This window comes from Mycoplana rhizolycopersici (assembly GCF_013378445.1).
In the GTDB taxonomy this organism is placed as follows: Bacteria; Pseudomonadota; Alphaproteobacteria; order Rhizobiales; family Rhizobiaceae; genus Mycoplana; species Mycoplana rhizolycopersici.
In genome coordinates this window covers 108,220-124,251 of sequence record NZ_JABXYK010000003.1, presented here as the reverse complement: position 1 = coordinate 124,251, position 16,032 = coordinate 108,220, and the positions used below count along the sequence as shown (strand labels likewise).

Annotated in this window: 13 protein-coding genes; 7 read left to right on the top strand and 6 right to left on the bottom strand. The window is 63.4% G+C overall.

Annotated features, from left to right (window positions below; translation table 11 throughout):
• Positions 1-1,197: a radical SAM family heme chaperone HemW gene (hemW, locus tag HV823_RS05845; RefSeq protein ID WP_176948799.1), complete on the top strand. Its 1,197-nt coding sequence runs from the start codon at positions 1-3 to the stop codon at positions 1,195-1,197.
• Positions 1,198-1,227: 30 nt separating this feature from the next.
• Here the strand turns inward: hemW and HV823_RS27030 are convergent, their stop codons facing one another.
• The 4 genes from HV823_RS27030 to mutM form a co-directional block, all read right to left on the bottom strand.
• The gene (locus HV823_RS27030) at positions 1,228-2,079 is read right to left on the bottom strand and encodes a CatB-related O-acetyltransferase (RefSeq protein WP_281374029.1); all 852 of its coding nucleotides are present in this window, start codon (positions 2,077-2,079) and stop codon (positions 1,228-1,230) included.
• Between the two features lie 339 nt (positions 2,080-2,418).
• Positions 2,419-3,969 (bottom strand): chromosomal replication initiator protein DnaA, encoded by a 1,551-nt coding sequence (gene dnaA / locus HV823_RS05835; protein ID WP_425487639.1) that lies wholly within the window; start codon positions 3,967-3,969, stop codon positions 2,419-2,421.
• An 877-nt stretch (positions 3,970-4,846) separates the two neighbouring features.
• A complete protein-coding gene (gene rpsT / locus HV823_RS05830) occupies positions 4,847-5,113 on the bottom strand; it encodes a 30S ribosomal protein S20 (RefSeq protein ID WP_097141473.1) in 267 nt (88 codons plus the stop codon).
• Between the two features lie 285 nt (positions 5,114-5,398).
• Positions 5,399-6,289 (bottom strand): bifunctional DNA-formamidopyrimidine glycosylase/DNA-(apurinic or apyrimidinic site) lyase, encoded by an 891-nt coding sequence (mutM, locus tag HV823_RS05825; protein WP_176948797.1) that lies wholly within the window; start codon positions 6,287-6,289, stop codon positions 5,399-5,401.
• A 210-nt stretch (positions 6,290-6,499) separates the two neighbouring features.
• On the opposite strand from mutM, the gene ubiE reads away from it, so the two are divergent.
• Positions 6,500-7,279, top strand: a complete 780-nt coding sequence (gene ubiE / locus HV823_RS05820; protein ID WP_176948796.1) for a bifunctional demethylmenaquinone methyltransferase/2-methoxy-6-polyprenyl-1,4-benzoquinol methylase UbiE — start codon at positions 6,500-6,502, stop codon at positions 7,277-7,279.
• A gap of 119 nt (positions 7,280-7,398) precedes the next feature.
• Positions 7,399-8,973, top strand: a complete 1,575-nt coding sequence (gene ubiB / locus HV823_RS05815) for a 2-polyprenylphenol 6-hydroxylase (RefSeq protein ID WP_176948795.1) — start codon at positions 7,399-7,401, stop codon at positions 8,971-8,973.
• An 82-nt stretch (positions 8,974-9,055) separates the two neighbouring features.
• Here ubiB and HV823_RS05810 read toward each other — a convergent pair whose 3' ends face one another.
• A complete protein-coding gene (locus tag HV823_RS05810) occupies positions 9,056-10,732 on the bottom strand; it encodes an arylsulfatase (RefSeq protein WP_176948794.1) in 1,677 nt (558 codons plus the stop codon).
• A gap of 335 nt (positions 10,733-11,067) precedes the next feature.
• Between HV823_RS05810 and HV823_RS05805 the strand changes: the two genes are divergently transcribed.
• Positions 11,068-11,865 carry an ion channel gene (locus HV823_RS05805; protein ID WP_176948793.1) on the top strand — a complete coding sequence of 266 codons (798 nt, stop codon included), beginning with the start codon at positions 11,068-11,070 and terminating at the stop codon, positions 11,863-11,865.
• 130 nt (positions 11,866-11,995) lie between these two features.
• On the top strand, positions 11,996-13,222 hold the full coding sequence (gene coaBC / locus HV823_RS05800; RefSeq protein ID WP_176948792.1) for a bifunctional phosphopantothenoylcysteine decarboxylase/phosphopantothenate--cysteine ligase CoaBC: 1,227 nt from the start codon (positions 11,996-11,998) through the stop codon (positions 13,220-13,222).
• Between the two features lie 30 nt (positions 13,223-13,252).
• On the opposite strand, the gene HV823_RS05795 is transcribed toward coaBC, so the two are convergent.
• On the bottom strand, positions 13,253-14,083 hold the full coding sequence (locus tag HV823_RS05795) for a class II glutamine amidotransferase (protein WP_176948791.1): 831 nt from the start codon (positions 14,081-14,083) through the stop codon (positions 13,253-13,255).
• 249 nt (positions 14,084-14,332) lie between these two features.
• Between HV823_RS05795 and HV823_RS05790 the strand changes: the two genes are divergently transcribed.
• Both HV823_RS05790 and HV823_RS05785 read left to right on the top strand, forming a co-directional pair.
• Positions 14,333-14,971 carry a DUF1326 domain-containing protein gene (locus HV823_RS05790; protein WP_176948790.1) on the top strand — a complete coding sequence of 213 codons (639 nt, stop codon included), beginning with the start codon at positions 14,333-14,335 and terminating at the stop codon, positions 14,969-14,971.
• Positions 14,972-14,977: 6 nt separating this feature from the next.
• Positions 14,978-15,859 (top strand): DUF2182 domain-containing protein, encoded by an 882-nt coding sequence (locus tag HV823_RS05785; protein ID WP_210270713.1) that lies wholly within the window; start codon positions 14,978-14,980, stop codon positions 15,857-15,859.
• Positions 15,860-16,032 lie beyond the last annotated feature (173 nt).

The following is a 16,032-nucleotide window of genomic DNA, read 5'->3' as shown; positions in this document are numbered from 1 at the left end:
ATGACGGCGGTCACCCCCTTCGCACCGAGACAGCCGATTGCCGACGATCCGCTGGACCCCGGCTTCGGAGTCTATGTGCATTGGCCTTTCTGTGCCGCCAAATGCCCCTATTGCGACTTCAACAGTCATGTCCGCCATCAGCCGGTCGACCAGGACCGGTTCGTCGCCGCCTTCCTGAAGGAGATGGAGACGATGCGGCGGCTGACCGGCCCGCGCACGGTCACCAGCGTCTTCATGGGGGGCGGCACCCCTTCCCTGATGCGACCCTCGACGGTCAGCGCGATCCTGTCAGGGATAGCGGGCCAGTGGCACATGCCCGACGGTATCGAGATCACCATGGAGGCCAACCCGTCCAGCGTCGAGGCTGAACGCTTCCGCGGCTATCGCGCGGCCGGCGTCAATCGCGTCTCGCTCGGCGTGCAGGCCCTGAACGACCGCGACCTGAAATTCCTCGGCCGGCTGCACGACGTCGAAGACGCCCTGAAGGCTATCAGGCTTGCACGCGAGATCTTCCCGCGCATGTCCTTCGATCTGATCTATGCCCGGCCGAACCAGACGGTGGCGGAATGGGATGCCGAGCTGAAGCAGGCAGTGTCCTATGCCGTCGACCACCTCTCCCTCTACCAGTTGACGATCGAGGAGGGGACGCCGTTCTACGGGCTGCACAAGGCCGGCAAGCTGATCGTTCCCGATGGCGAACAGTCGGCTGTCCTCTACGAGGCGACGCAGGAGATCACAGCGCGCGAGGGCATGCCCGCCTACGAGGTCTCCAACCATGCCCGCCCCGGCGCCGAAAGCCGGCACAACCTCACCTACTGGCGCTACGGCGACTATGTCGGTATCGGCCCCGGCGCCCATGGCCGGTTGTCGACCGGCGGCGCAAAGATTGCCACTGCAACCGAGCGCCATCCCGAGACCTGGCTCTCGCGCGTCGAGGAGAACGGCCACGGCATGGTCGATCAGGAGGTGCTCGAACTGTCGGAGCAGGCCGACGAGTTGCTGTTGATGGGGCTGCGTCTTACAGAGGGGGTGGATCTCGCCCGCTGGCAGGCGCTGTCGGGCCATGACCCCGATCCGGCACGCGAGCAGTTCCTCATCGACCACGGCTTCCTCGAGCGTCTTGGCAACTCCCGCCTGCGCTGCACGCCGGCAGGCATGCTGATCCTCGATGCCGTGGTGGCGGATCTCGCCTGCTGAGGTCGAAGCCGTTCCGGCAAGCCGCAACGCTCACTCCAGCCTGAAACTGACGCTCCCTTCGGCAACCGGCCCCATGTACTGGCCGGTCCAGACGGCGAAGTAGTTCGAGACGGGATCGAACCAGCTCTTCAGGATCGGGTAACTGTCGGTCCCGATGCCCTCCTGCTGGCTAGCCTCAATATGGACGGTGCCGTAGCTCGCAATGACATCCGGGACGGCATAGGATTTTTCGACATCGAACCAGAGTATCCCCTGATTGGTACGGTCGGCGGCGTTCAGCAGCGAGCCGGCGAGTGCGCTTCTCACTTGCGTTTCAAACAGCGTCCTGCGCCTTTCGACCTCGGCGAGGGCCGCGTATACATCGGTGAAATCAATACCACTCATGTCTGCGGGATCGAAGTGCCACCACTGGCTAGCCAGCAGACGCTCGATCGTATCGGGATCGAACCGGTAGCGCATGATCCTGGCGGGAACACCGGCGACGATCGCATAAGGCGGCACATCCTTCGTCACCACCGCATTCGACCCCACGACAGCACCCGTACCGATTGATACGCCGCCCTGGATCGTGACCTTCGTCCCAAGCCAGACATCGTTCCCGATCATCACCCGCGGCGGCTCAGAGCTTTCCTGCCATACCACGCGTTCAAGGTCGTAACCCGGCTGCCCGTTGAAGTGCTTGTCGTCGAACTGAAAGGGATGGGAGGACAACATACTGAGCGGATGCGGCTTGGCGCCAATCTCCACCGCGCGGGCGATCGAGCAATAGTTGCCGATATCGACATTTGCCAAGGCGCTCATGTTTCCGACATAAGTATATTTGCCGATCGTGCAGCCCTCCTCCACCTTGGCGGTGCCGTAGAGGCGCACGGGCGGTATCATGAGAACATCCCTGCCGACCTTGACCGAGCCGGGCAGGTTTTTGTTGCTGCGCCTGATTTCGTTTGCGTGCGGGGTGAATGCGTTCATATCTGTCCACGCCTGAAGGGCCGATCACCGATCGAAGCGGGATCGGACGCACGGGAATGTGCTCGACAGACAGGTATTCCGAACTCCTTGACCGAAGCTGGTCTACGCCGGCTTCGCCGCCTGAGCGAACCGCAAAACCCGGATTCGCAAGCTTCAGCCGCATCCATAGCCAGCTCAGCAACCGCACAAAAAAAGAGCCCGGGGCCTCGCGCTCCCGGGCTCAAGGGCCGCACCCCCAGGCGCGTGTGCCAGCTATTCGTTGATCAGACGCTTCAAAAGCTCGATCTCGTGGCTGAGCTTGGTATCGGAGGCGACCAGATCCTCGATCTTGCGCACGGCGTGCAGAACGGTGGTGTGGTCGCGTCCGCCGAACCGACGGCCGATTTCCGGGAAGGAGCGCGGCGTCAGGGTCTTGGACAGGTACATGGCAATCTGGCGCGGCATGACGACGACGCGCGTGCGGCGGCTGGAGACCAGTTCCTGGCGCGAGACGTTGTAATGCTTGGCGACGACGCGCTGGATGTCCTCGATACGCACGCGGCGGGGCTCGCCGGCACCGACGAGATGGGCGAGCAGCTCGTCAACCCGCTCGACGGTCAGCTGCGGCTCGAAGGTGCGCCGGAACAGGAGCTGGTTGAAGGCGCCCTCCAGCTCGCGACCGCTGGCGGTAATGTTGCGCGCGACGTGGCTGAGGATATCGGCGGGAATGTCGAGCGAGCCGTCCTCCTGCCGTGCCACATCGAGGCGGCGCTGCAGGATCTCGAGACGCATCTCGTAGTCCGGCCCTTCCATCTCGATCGCCACGCCGCCCTGAAGACGGGAGCGGACGCGCGGATCGAGCGATTCCAGCTCCCAGGGCGCACGGTCGGCAGCGACCACGACCTGCTTGGCGGAATCGAGCAGCATGTTGAGAAGGTGGCAGAACTCGTTCTGGATCGAGTTACCCTGCAGGAACTGCATGTCGTCGATGACGAGCAGATCAATATTGCGCAGCGTCTCCTTCAGCGACAGCGCATCGTTGTCGCGAATGGCCGTGGCGAAGCGCCACATGAAGTATTCGGCCGTCAGATAGACCACGCGCGGGCTGCGCGCGCTGGAAAGCGCCGCATTTGCGACCGCCTGCAGCAGGTGCGTCTTGCCGAGGCCGACGCTGGAATGGATGAAGAGCGGATTGAAACGCACCGCACCGGCGCCGGCTTCCGCGATCGTCTTCGCTGCGGCAAGCGCCACACGGTTGGACGAGCCCTCGACGAAGCTGTCGAAGGTATAGCGCGGGTCGAGCGGCGAACCGAAGAGCGGCGTCTGCGCCGGCTGACGCTGCGGCGCCGGCGGGGTCAGGCCACTGACGGCCTGAGCAATCGGCTGCGGCCCCGTCGAGCGGCGGGCCTGGACGACCGGGGCCGCATCGGCAATCGCCGCGGTTTCCTCGAGGCCCACGGGCCGGGCGCCACGGGTTGCCGTGCGCACCAGGATTTCAACCTTCAGAATCTCGGGCTCTTCCTGCTGAAACAGCGAGGTGATGAGTTCGAGATAGCGGTTGTTGATCCAGGATTTCAGGAAGGTCGTCGGCACGGAGAGCCGAACGACGGTCTTGGAATAGGAATGGAGCTTGAGCCGGCCGAACCAGCTCGCAAAGACGTCCTGGCCGACCTGCGCCTTGAGGCGCGCGCTGACCCGTTCAAAGAGGGCGTCATGCTTGGTCTCGGATTTGTCCCCTGGCTTCTCACTGCTTCCCGGGACTGCCTTGAGTACGCTTTCCCCATTCGCATATGCACCGACAGACGTGGCCGTGTTTGCTTGCATTTTGCCGCCTTTCAAGTTCATTCGACGCACCGGCATGTCATGCCGGGCCCATGTTCATTCGTCCCAGGCCGCATCACCGGAGCCATCGGCGACACGATCTCGGCCTTGCCGGTCGCACGCCCCACTCCGAACGCGACCAGCACAATGGGCAATCTGCCGGAAACTGCCTTTCGGCCCTTCCGACTTCCTGCCGCCCGGACAACGCGAACTCCTCGTACAGATCGCGCGACCGTCTTCTGCCTTACACTTCCTCTCCGCTTTCCAGCGGGGCGCCGTCCTCGCGGCCTCCACAGGATGCAGTCGAACAACGGCAAAAGTTTCACCGTTCCGGCCATTGCCTTGCGGTGGCCAGTCGACTGCTACGGATTTCAGATGAAACGGAGCTATGCGCTCCGCACAGGGCCGAAACTCTTTCCCACCGGCCCGTAAGGCTGATGTTCGGTGTCTCGTATGCACTTATGTGTGCGCCCCCTGTGGAAGGCATTTAGGCAGGATCACCCGGTAAGATCAATGGCGAATTTTACACGAGATTAAGACGCAGCCGTTGACTCTCACTGTGCAATTTGACTCGGAAATGCGGGCCTGTGGAAGAATCCGTTATGAATCAATGGCTTTGTTTTTGGGGTCGTTTCAACGAGCGCGCGAATCGAGAAAAATAATAATTTTCTTGACTCCGAAGGCGCCCCAATTGCGTCCCGCGAGGATGACAGCTTTGCGGCCATCCTTTCATAAACTACTGATTTTAAATGATTTTCCCTGTCATGCCTTTGACATGGACGCAGCTTTGCACGTTAACCATAGCGGCGACAAAAAGGCAAAGAAAAAGCCCGGCGCAAGCGCCGGGCTCCGTCAAAATTGCATAGCTCGTGCCGTCAGATCAGGCAGAGAGCGTCTTTACGCGGTGAGCGAGTCGCGAAACCTTGCGGGACGCGGTGTTGGCGTGAAGGACGCCCTTCGTCGCGGCGCGCATCAGTTCCGGCTGGGCGGCCTTGAGGGCTGCAGCCGCTGCTGCGGCATCGCCTGCTGCGAGCGCCTCTTCGACCTTGCGGACGAAGGTACGAACGCGCGAACGGCGAGCCTTGTTGATGTCGGTGCGGCGAGCGATCTTGCGGGTCGCCTTTTTCGCCGAAGTGGTATTGGCCATGGATGCCTCTCTTCAGAAACCGGACGCGAACTCCGCCTTCGCCGTGCCGGGTCACTGCGACCTGTCATCTGAGCAATTCGGGAGCAATCTCGGAAAACCTTGGAAGCGGCTTTCCAAACTGTGGGGCGGCGTATAGCGGGAATTGGGCGGCCCGTCAACGCGCAAATTGAAGAAATCGGGACGCGAAATGCGCCGAACCGATTCAAAATGCGGCACTTCCGCCAACCTGCCCCTGGCGGCGCCTCCAGGTGCAGAGGCTATCGCCCGGCAGCCGCGCTTTACGTCCTATTTCTGGCATACCGTGCAATGGAAGGTCGACCGTCCGGCCTGAACGAGGCGGCTGATGGTCCCGGCGCAGCCCGACGTGCGGCATGCCCCGCCCTCGCGGTCATAGACGGAAAAGGAATGCTGGAAATAGCCGAGCGAGCCGTCTGCACGAATGTGGTCGCGCAGTGTCGAGCCGCCCGCCTCGATCGCTTCGGCGATCACCGTGCGGATCGCCTCCGTCAGCGCCACAAGTTCCTTTCGCGGCTTTCCCGCAGCCGTCACCAGACTTCCGGCCGCCCGCTCCGGCGAGAGATGCGAGCGCCACAAGGCCTCGCAGACATAGATATTGCCGAGGCCGGCAATCGTCTTCTGGTCCAGCAGGGCGGCCTTCAACGGCTGGCTGCGGCGACGGAAGCGCGCGCCCAGATAGGCGGGATCGAGAGCGTTGCCGGTGGGCTCGATGCCGAGTTCGCGCAGATAGGGATGCTCGGCGAGGCTCTCGCGGCGGGAGAGGTCCATGAAGCCGAAGCGGCGCGGATCATTATAGATGACGCGGCAGGCACCCGTCGGGGTCTGAAGATGCAGCACGACGTGGTCGTGCCGCTCGTCCTTTCCGCGCGGCAGGTGGAAGTTGCCGGGCGCGACCTCTCCCTCTGCCCCCGCAACCCGGAAGGAGCCGGACATGCCAAGATGGGCGATGACGACGTCGCCACCCTCCAGATCGATCAGCAGGTATTTCGCTCGCCGGCCGAGCGCGACCACGCGCTTGCCCGAAAGCGCCTCTGCAAAACGGGCGGGAAAGGGAAAGCGCAGGTCCGGACGACGCAGTTCGGCGCGGGCGATCACCGCCCCCTCCATCACCGGCGCCAGTCCGCGCCTGACCGTTTCTACCTCCGGCAATTCCGGCATCGCAAACCCCTGATGCTGTCTCACGCGTGCTATTTAACCCTGCGGCGGATTTGCCGCGGGCTGGCAATTCCCTATTGCCCATCTTTATCCTATATACCAGCGCGACGATGCCGCGGGGCCAGGGCGAGATGCCGCCACGGGTTCTGCGCTGCAATCGCGGCGCGAAAGGGGCGGTGCGCGCCCGCACGCGCAGAAGCAGGAGAAACGATGATGAGCGATCGGGACCGCACCTCGGCCAATGGCGGCATGGAAACCTCCTACGGCTTCAGGAAGGTGGCCGAAGGCGAAAAGCAGGCGCTTGTCAACGACGTCTTCCACAAGGTGGCCAAGCGCTACGACATCATGAACGACATCATGTCCGCCGGCCTGCACCGGGCCTGGAAGGATGCGATGATTGCGTCCCTCAACCCGCGCAAGGATGGGGCCTACCGCACGCTGGACGTTGCCGGCGGCACCGGCGACATCGCCTTCCGCATCGTCGAGGCAACGAACCGGCTGGCGCATGCCACGGTGCTCGACATCAATGGCTCGATGCTGGCCGTCGGCGCCGACCGGGCCGCGAAGAAGGGGCTTTCGGCCAATCTCGATTTCGTCGAGGCCAATGCCGAGGAACTGCCCTTCGAGAACAATTCCTTCGACGCCTATACAATCGCCTTCGGCATCCGCAACGTGCCGCGCATCGACGTGGCGCTGTCGGAAGCCTACCGGGTGCTGAAGCGCGGCGGACGACTTCTGGTGCTGGAGTTCTCGGAAGTGGATATGCCGCTGCTCGACCGCTTCTACGACGCCTGGTCGTTCAAGGCGATACCGCAGTTCGGCAAGATGGTCACCGGCGAGGCCGAGCCTTACCGGTATCTGGTGGAATCGATCCGCAAGTTCCCGAACCAGGCCGATTTTGCCGAGATGATCCGCAAGGCCGGTTTTTCGCGCGTCAGCTTCACCAACTATACCGGTGGCATCGCGGCGCTGCATTCCGGCTGGAAGCTCTGACGGATGCAGGTTTACTTCAATACCGCGTTCGTGTGCCAGCGTGACCTGCGCAATGCTGCGGCAGTCGGCACGAGAGCGTTCGCTTTCACTGACATACCGCTTGCCTGCGGTGGCCGCGCATGAGCAGCCCCGCAGCCTATCTCCGGCTTGCCCGCGTCGGCTGGGTGCTCGTGCGCGAAGGCGTCGTCACCGAACTGCCGCTGCAGGATCTTCCGGCATCCGCCCGCTTTCTCGCCCGTGTCGCCGGGCTTTTTGCCCGCCGGCGCAAACCGGGCGAAGACCGGAGCACCCGCCTCGCCCATGCCATCGAACGGCTCGGCCCATCCTATGTGAAAATGGGCCAGTTTCTCGCCACCCGGCCCGACGTCGTGGGCGTAGCGATCGCCGACGATCTGTCCGCCCTGCAAGACCGCATGGCGACCTTCCCGATGGCGGCGGCGAAGGCCACCGTCGAGGGCTCGCTGGGGCGCTCCATCAGCGAGCTCTATGTAAGTTTTGGCGAACCTATTGCGGCCGCCTCCATCGCCCAGGTGCATCCGGCCATCGTCCGTGACAAGGATGGCGAGCGCCGCGTCGCCGTCAAGGTGATCCGCCCGGGCGTGCGCCAGCGCTTCGCCCATGACCTGCAGGCCATGTACGCCGCCTCGCACCTGCAGGAACGATTGCTGCCACATACGCGCCGGCTGAAGCCGGTGGAAGTGACGCGGACGCTGGAGCAGACCACCAAGGTGGAGATGGACCTGCGCCTCGAGGCCGCCGCCCTCTCCGAGCTCGGAGAGAACACGGTAAACGATTCCGGCTTCCGCGTTCCGAAGGTCGACTGGGAGCGCACAGGCCGCGACGTCGTCACCATGGAATGGATCGACGGCGTGAAGATGTCGGATATCGAGGGCCTGCGCGCCGCCGGCCACGACCAGAACGCGCTCGCCGACACGCTGATCCAGTCCTTCCTGCGCCATACGCTGCGCGACGGCTTCTTCCATGCCGACATGCACCAGGGCAACCTGTTCGTCGATCCGCAAGGGCACATCGTCGCCGTCGACATGGGTATCGTCGGCAGGTTGGGGCGCAAGGAGCGCCGCTTCCTTGCCGAGATCCTCTTCGGCTTCATCACCCGCGACTATGTGCGCGTGGCGAACGTTCACTTCGAGGCCGGCTACGTGCCCTCGCACCATGACGTCGCAAGCTTCGCCCAGGCGATCCGCGCCATCGGCGAACCGATCCACGGCCAGCCGGCCGAGACGATCTCCATGGCCAAGCTCCTGACGCTCCTCTTCGAGGTGACGGAGCTGTTCGACATGGAGACACGCACAGAACTCGTCATGCTGCAGAAGACGATGGTGGTGGTGGAAGGGGTGGCACGCACGCTGAACCCCCGCTTCAACATGTGGAAGGCGTCCGAACCGGTGGTCGGTAGCTGGATTCGCGACAATCTCGGGCCGAAGCGGATCCTCGCCGACCTGCGCGAGGGCGCACATGCAGCGCTCCGCCTTGCCGAGGCCGCTCCCGAGATCGCCGCCAAGGCGGAAAAGCTCTCGCTGGACCTCACAGTCATGGCCGACAAGGGGTTGCGGTTCGACGAAGCCACGGCAGAGGCGATCGGCCGCTCCGAGGCCCGCCATGGGCGGTCCGGCCGCCTGGCGCTGTGGGTGATCGCAGCAGCATTGGTCTATATCGCCTGGGTCGTGGGATAGGGTTCCGGCCTGAACGCCGGCAAACTAGCGGCCGGCATCGGCCGGCCGCCCTCTCGAGCTCGTGTCAGTCAGCCGGGTCGTTTCAGTTGCCCGGCTTGTTCCTGATCGCGGCGTCGATCTGCCGCTTGACGGCATCCAGGTTGAAGGAAGCCGGATCCTGCATCGGCGGATAGTCGACCGCGGTCATGGCGAGCCTGGCAACCTCCTGCTGGACGCTGACGAACCGCCAGAATTCACGCGCGAAGAAATCGTTCATATATCCGCCACCCAGGTCGTTCAGGCTCTGCTGACCGATCGAGGGAGTGCGTTCGAACGGGTCCTGGCGGATGTTGACCATCGTGGGCATATCCGTCGTGACCTTCGGTCCCGGCCATCCCTGCGGCTGCTGGAAGAACTGGAACTTGAAGTTGTCGATGCGCACTGCCCCGAGCTGTGAACCGCCAAAATAGAAGAACTCGTGCCGGGCGGAAGGTCCTTTCCCCAACAGCAGGTCCATCTGGTTGTAGCCGTCGAGATGGTTCTTGTAGGTGCGATCACCCATTTGCACGCCCTTCAGGAGTTGGTCGGTGATCTCCGTGTTGCCGGCGGCGGCAAGTAGCGTAGGAAACCAGTCCAGCGCGGAAAAGATGCCGTTCTCGACCGTGCCGGGCCCGATCTTGCCAGGCCAGCGGATGATCGCCGGCGCCCTGAAGCCGCCTTCCATCACCGTTCCCTTGGTACCCTTGAACGGCGTCATGCCGCCATCCGGCCAGGTGAAGACCTCGGCACCGTTATCGGTGGTGAACAGAACGATGGTGTTGTCGGTCTCACCGGCGTCCTCGCATTTCATGATGGCGCCGACACTGTCGTCGAGCTGTGCCATTCCGGCCTCTTCCAGCCCGTAGTTGCTGTCGCTGTTCATCAGGGCCTGGTACTTGGGCGACAGGAAGGTCCAGACGTGCATGCGCGTGGTGTTGTGCCAGACGAAGAACGGCTTGCCGTCGGTCTTGGCCTTATCCATGAAGTCGCACGATGCCTTCACCAGCACCTCGTCGAACGTCCCCATGTCGTATTTGGCCTTCGGCATGATGTCATGCATGTTGGGCACGTTCGACATGTCGGGATAGGGCGCGAGCGGCCCCTCGTCGACGATCCGCTGCTTGCCAATCTTGCCCCATCGGGGCTGCTCGGTCGTGTCATCGGTATCGACCGCATAGCTGCGCACGAGGTTCCGCGGCCCGACCTTGTCGCGGTACGACTGGTCGTCCGGGAAGGAATACCAGTAGGGGTCCGACATCGCGTCGAGGTGATACAGATATCCGAAGAACTCGTCGAAACCGTGCAACGTCGGCAGATATTTGTTCAGGTCGCCGAGATGATTCTTGCCGAACTGCCCTGTGGCATAGCCCTCGACCTTCAGCGCGGTGGCGATCGTTGCGGCCTTGTCGGGCATGCCGACATCCGCACCCGCCTGCCCCACCGTCGTCAGCCCCGTGCGCAGGGGGATTTCGCCGGTGATGAAGCTGGCCCGTCCCGCGGTGCAGCTCGCCTCGGCATAGTAGTCGGTGAACATCAGCCCTTCGGCAGCCAGCCGGTCGAGGTTCGGCGTCTTGCCGGACATGATGCCGCGGTGATAGGCGCCGATGTTGAACCAACCGACATCGTCGCCCATGATTACCACGATGTTGGGCTTCTGCTCCTGTGCGCCCGCTGGCGCCGCCGAACCCAGGGCCACCGTCGACCACAGCAGCCCCGTGCAAATATTCCTCATGAAATTCATGGCTTACCCTCCTCATTCAAGTCCGTTTTGGAAGCAAGATTCAGCGAAAAAGGGCATTCCTTCCCGCCGACATGTTCATCGGCAGGCCATCTGCGTATTCCTCCGATAGCGTGACTGAAGATTCCAGGTAAGCATCGACAGAAACGCCACAGGATCGTTATTTTGTTAAGCAATGAAATTGCGGGCGGAAAATAATATTTGCCTCTGCCCGAAATACATCCCTATTGTATTTACTTCTTTTCGTCAGCATTGTGTCGATCGAGACCGCAGGATCCAAATTGCAGTCCTCCGGGACACCGCTTGACCTGAAGCGGACGCGCCATAGATTGGGCGCCATGGCTGAGACAGGGCAGGAAGGGGAAGAGGTGAGCTCGACGGAGGCGCTACGCCGCCGTCTGCGCAGCCTCTATTTCGGCAGCGACCCGCGTGCGATCGCCTTTCAGTTCGCGATGATGATGGTCGACATCGCGATCATCGTCTTCTTCCTGATGGGGCCTTACCTGCGCGCTGGGCATGCCTATGTGCTGGTCGACTACGTCGTCGCCGCCATCATCGCGTTTGAGATCGTCGCGCGCATCCTGGTCGCCCCGACGCTGCGCTACTGGCTGACCCGGCCGATGACCTGGATAGACCTCTTCATCCTCGCCACCCTGCTCTTTCCAAACCAGCTCGCCAACTTCGCCTTCCTGAGGGCGCTGCGCATCTGGGCGATCAGCCAGAGCCGCCTGTTCACGTTGGTGCTGAAGCGCCGCGGGTACGGCGACTACGAGGAGACAATCCAGGCCTGCATCAATTTCCTGATCTTCCTCTTCCTGGTCACCGGCTTCGTCTATTCGACGTTCTTCTATGGCGAGAACATCATCGGCTTTGTCGATGCTCTCTATTTCACCGTCGCCACGGTGACCACCACCGGCTTCGGCGACATCACGCTGCCCGGAACTCTCGGCAAGCTGACCTCGATCGTCACGATGATCATCGGCATCTCGCTGTTCGTGCGGTTGGCGCAGACGATCGTACGGCCGCACAAGGTAGCCTTTGCCTGCCCGCAATGCGGCCTGAAGCGCCACGACGCGGACGCCGTCCACTGCAAGGCCTGCGGCCACGTGCTGAACATTCCCGACGAGGGCACGTGATGCTGGCAGTCGAAAACGCGGCTATCCTTTCGGGCGACGCGCTTGTGCTTGGAAAAGGTCGACATAGGCGATAGGAACGATGCGCCTGCCATCGTGCTGCAGGCGGAAGATTGAAGGGCAGGAACGGCCGATGACCTTGCGGGACAGGCGCATTCTTCTGATCATCTCCGGCGGGATCGCGGCGTACAAGAGCCTCGACCTGATCCGCCGCCTGCGCGAGCGCGGCGCCCGGGTTATCCCGGTCATGACGGCCGGTGCGCAGCAGTTCGTGACGCCGCTTGCGGTCGGGGCGCTTTCGTCCGGGCACGTTTTCACCGATCTCTTTTCGCGCGAGGACGAGCAGGACGTCGGCCACATCCGACTGGCACGGGACTGCGATCTGGTGCTGGTCGCGCCGGCAACTGCCGACCTGATGGCGAAAATGGCGAACGGCCTTGCCGACGACCTCGCCTCGACCGTGCTGCTGGCGACCGACCGGCCAGTGCTGATTGCGCCGGCCATGAACCCGAAAATGTGGTCGCACCCCGCAACCCTGCGCAATGCGGAGACCCTTGCCGGCGACGGCATCCGCTTCGTCGGACCGAAGGCCGGAGAGATGGCCGAAGGCGGCGAGGCGGGGCTTGGCCGCATGGCCGAACCGCTGGAGATCGTGGCAGCTGTCGAAGCGCTCCTTGATGCCGGCGCAGGCGCCCAGCCTTTGCCGCTTTCCGGCAAGCGCGCGATCGTCACGTCAGGACCGACGCACGAACCGATCGACCCCGTGCGCTACATCGCCAACCGTTCCTCGGGCAAGCAGGGCCATGCGATCGCGGCCGCACTTGCAAAGCTCGGCGCCGACGTGACGCTCGTCTCAGGCCCGGTGGAAATCGCCGACCCGCCCGGTGTCCGCGTCGTGCATGTCGAACGCGCCGAGGAGATGCTGGATGCGGTTGTTGCCGCCCTGCCCTCCGACATCGCCGTGATGGTCGCAGCCGTCGCCGACTGGCGCGTGGCGACATCGGCCGGCGAGAAGATCAAGAAGAAACCCGGCGAGGCGCCGCCGCCTCTGCAACTGGCGGAAAATCCCGACATCCTGAAGACGATCGGCCACCATGCGGCACGGCCCAAACTCGTCGTCGGCTTTGCCGCGGAGACCCAGGACCTCGAGGCGAACGCGCGCGGCAAGCTGAAGCGCAAGGGCGCCGACTTCATCGTCGCCAACGACGTGTCGCCGGCCACCGGCATCATGGGCGGCGACCGAAACAGCGTGAAGATCGTCGGGAACGACGGCATCGAGGCATGGCCCGACCTGTCGAAACAAGAGGTCGCCGAAAGGCTGGCGGATCTTATTGCAAAACGGCTGGAGGCGCTTCGCTAGCGCCCTCGCCGCAAGGTTCACGTTTTCCGTTCAGCCGACGACAGCAAGTTCCGATCGCGATTGCGCCGTCCTTGGTGCCGGGCGGCCGGCTGGCGAAAACAGCCGCACGTCGACGCCATCCTCGCCAAGCACGACGGCGCTGCCGTCGGGAATCTCCACCCAGGCCTCACTGTCGTCGTTCAGCGGCTCTGAGACGAGGCAATAGCCACCCGCCCCGCCCATCGGTGCGGCATAGAGCGTGGGCGCGCGATCATCGGTGGCGTAGCGGATCGCATAGAGTGTCTTTCCGTCGGAAAGGGCCGCGGTGAAGCGCACCAGCACCTTGCGTTCCAGATGCTGCGCCAGACGCTCGACGAAGGAAATCGCCTCGGCGATGGCGGTCAGGGGATCGTGAGCGAGGCCGAATTGCAGGGCGAGCAGAAAAAGAAGTTCGGAATCCGTCGCCCCGGTGCGGGCCGCATAGAGATCGTTGTCGAGCATGGTCTCCATCGGCCGGCGCAGATGCTCGAAGTCGGCGATCTGGCCGTTGTGCATGAACGACCAGACCCCATGGACGAAGGGATGGCAATTGTCGCGCCGCGTGCCGCCGCCGGTCGCGGCACGGACATGGGCGAGAAACAGTCTCGAGCGGATCTGCCTTGCGATGCTCTTGAGGTTGCAGTCCGACCAGGCCGGCAGGATATCGCGGTAGCGGCCCGGCTCCGGGCGCTCGCCATACCAGGCGATACCGAAGCCGTCGCCGTTCGTCGCCGTCTTGGCGCGGGTTGCGCAATGCGACTGCTCGATCAGCGAATGCGCCGGCGAGGAGACGAGTTCCTCCAGGAAGAGCGGTTCACCGCGATAGGCTGCCCAACGGCACATAGGCTCAACTCGCTTGGCTGCCGGCCATAGCGGCCGAAGGGACGAATGCATGTGCTGGCGTCAGAATCATCGAAAATGGGTAAAAATGCGTTAACGAAAGTAAATATCGGGAAACCATGTTCGCGCCGCCCGACACGACGGGAGCACCACGCCGGTTCTCGGGATGGCGAGCGGCCCGGACCTGGCTGGACAAGGTGAAGATGCGGGTATTTAATTAGCGATCAATGAAATAAAGCTCCGGAGGGCGTCATGGCGAACGTCGAGTGGAAGCTTCAGGGACGCGAATTCATACACTGCAATTGCGCCTACGGGTGCCCGTGCCAGTTCAACGCACTGCCGACGCACGGCAATTGCCACGCGGTCGGCGCTATCGACATCGAAGACGGTTTTCACGGCGATACCCGCCTGGACGGGTTGCGGATCGCCTTGATCGCCGCATGGCCGGGCGCGATCCACGAAGGCGGCGGCCAATGCGTGCCGATCGTCGACGAGCGGGCGACCCCGCAACAGCGCGAGGCGCTCTTGCGCATCATGAGCGGGGAGGACACCGAGCCGGGCGCGACCTTCTTCGCCGTCTTCGCCACCACCTTCGACGCGGTGCACGACCCGGTTTTCACGCGGATCGATTTCGATCTCGACATCGACGGGCGCACCGCCCGGATCGTTATCCCCGGATGGATGGATGCGCGCGGCGAACCCATCCGCAATCCCGTGACGGGTGACGAGCATCGCGCCCGCATCACCCTGCCGCACGGCTTCGAATACGACATGTGCGAGGTCGGCCGCGGCTGGGCGGAGACGACGGGACCGATCAAGCTCTCGCTTGCCGACAGCCACGCCCATTTCAGCAGGCTGCATATGACCGGCGCCGGCGTCGTCCACGGTTGAGGCATCATGGGAGACCCGGCACTCGACAGGCTGCTCAAGCGCGACCGGGCAATCGTCGCCGTGTGCCTGATCGTCATGACGGTGCTGGCCTGGCTCTACCTGCTCTCGCTCGCCCGTTCCATGGGCGCCGCCAACATGCCGGTGAACGGCGCGGGCACCATGGAGGGCATGCCGGGGATGGAAGACATGCCCGGGATGGACATGCCCGGGATGGACATGTCGGGTATGCAGACTTCCGACGCAGCGCAGGCCGGATGGAACACGGACAATACGGCGCTCGTGGTCGCCATGTGGTTCGTGATGATGGTCGGCATGATGCTGCCGTCAGCCGCGCCGATGATCCTTCTTTATGCCCGGGTGGGGCGACATGCGGGCGCGAAGGGAACTCCCTTTGCAGCAACGGGTGTGTTCTGCGCCGGCTATCTTGCGGTCTGGTTCCTGTTTTCCCTCGCAGCGACGCTCGCCCAGTGGATATTGGAACAGGCGTTGCTGATCACGCCGATGATGGACAGCGCGAGCCCGTTTCTCAGCGGGGCTCTTCTCATCACGGCCGGGCTTTACCAGTGGACGCCGCTGAAGAGCACGTGCCTCGGCAAGTGCCGTGCGCCGGCCGCCTTCCTGCAGGCCGCCGGCGGCTTCAGGCGCGATGCGACCGGTGCCTTTCTCATGGGCATGCGCCACGGCGCCTACTGTGTGGGCTGCTGCTGGCCGCTGATGCTGCTGCTGTTCGTCGGCGGGGTGATGAACATCCTGTGGATCGCCGTGATCGCGATCTTCGTGCTGGCGGAGAAGCTTCTGCCCGGCGGCGACCGCATGGGCCGCGCCGCCGGCGTCGTTCTGATCGCCGCCGGCGCGTGGCTGATGCTCCGTTCGACAGGCGCAGAGTAGGATTTTGGTACCGAATTGCCCGACTATTGTCGGCGGCAGAGTTCATCCCTTGCTGCTGCGTCTTCCACGTACTTGACAGACGAGACATCGTCGCATCTGTCAATTTCGTCATTTATCGTCTCGGCTACGTGCAATAACAATCCGACCAGCGAGACCATCAGGAGGCAGGCGGC

Coding starts and splice junctions, on each gene's coding strand:
- hemW (WP_176948799.1), top strand. CDS start 1: ATGACGGCGGTCACCCCCTTCGCACCGAGACAGCCGATTGCCGACGAT.
- dnaA (WP_425487639.1), bottom strand. CDS start 3,969: ATGCAAGCAAACACGGCCACGTCTGTCGGTGCATATGCGAATGGGGAA.
- HV823_RS05785 (WP_210270713.1), top strand. CDS start 14,978: ATGGGAGACCCGGCACTCGACAGGCTGCTCAAGCGCGACCGGGCAATC.
- HV823_RS05805 (WP_176948793.1), top strand. CDS start 11,068: ATGGCTGAGACAGGGCAGGAAGGGGAAGAGGTGAGCTCGACGGAGGCG.
- ubiE (WP_176948796.1), top strand. CDS start 6,500: ATGAGCGATCGGGACCGCACCTCGGCCAATGGCGGCATGGAAACCTCC.
- HV823_RS05810 (WP_176948794.1), bottom strand. CDS start 10,732: ATGAATTTCATGAGGAATATTTGCACGGGGCTGCTGTGGTCGACGGTG.
- ubiB (WP_176948795.1), top strand. CDS start 7,399: ATGAGCAGCCCCGCAGCCTATCTCCGGCTTGCCCGCGTCGGCTGGGTG.
- rpsT (WP_097141473.1), bottom strand. CDS start 5,113: ATGGCCAATACCACTTCGGCGAAAAAGGCGACCCGCAAGATCGCTCGC.
- HV823_RS27030 (WP_281374029.1), bottom strand. CDS start 2,079: ATGATACCGCCCGTGCGCCTCTACGGCACCGCCAAGGTGGAGGAGGGC.
- coaBC (WP_176948792.1), top strand. CDS start 11,996: ATGACCTTGCGGGACAGGCGCATTCTTCTGATCATCTCCGGCGGGATC.
- mutM (WP_176948797.1), bottom strand. CDS start 6,289: ATGCCGGAATTGCCGGAGGTAGAAACGGTCAGGCGCGGACTGGCGCCG.
- HV823_RS05795 (WP_176948791.1), bottom strand. CDS start 14,083: ATGTGCCGTTGGGCAGCCTATCGCGGTGAACCGCTCTTCCTGGAGGAA.
- HV823_RS05790 (WP_176948790.1), top strand. CDS start 14,333: ATGGCGAACGTCGAGTGGAAGCTTCAGGGACGCGAATTCATACACTGC.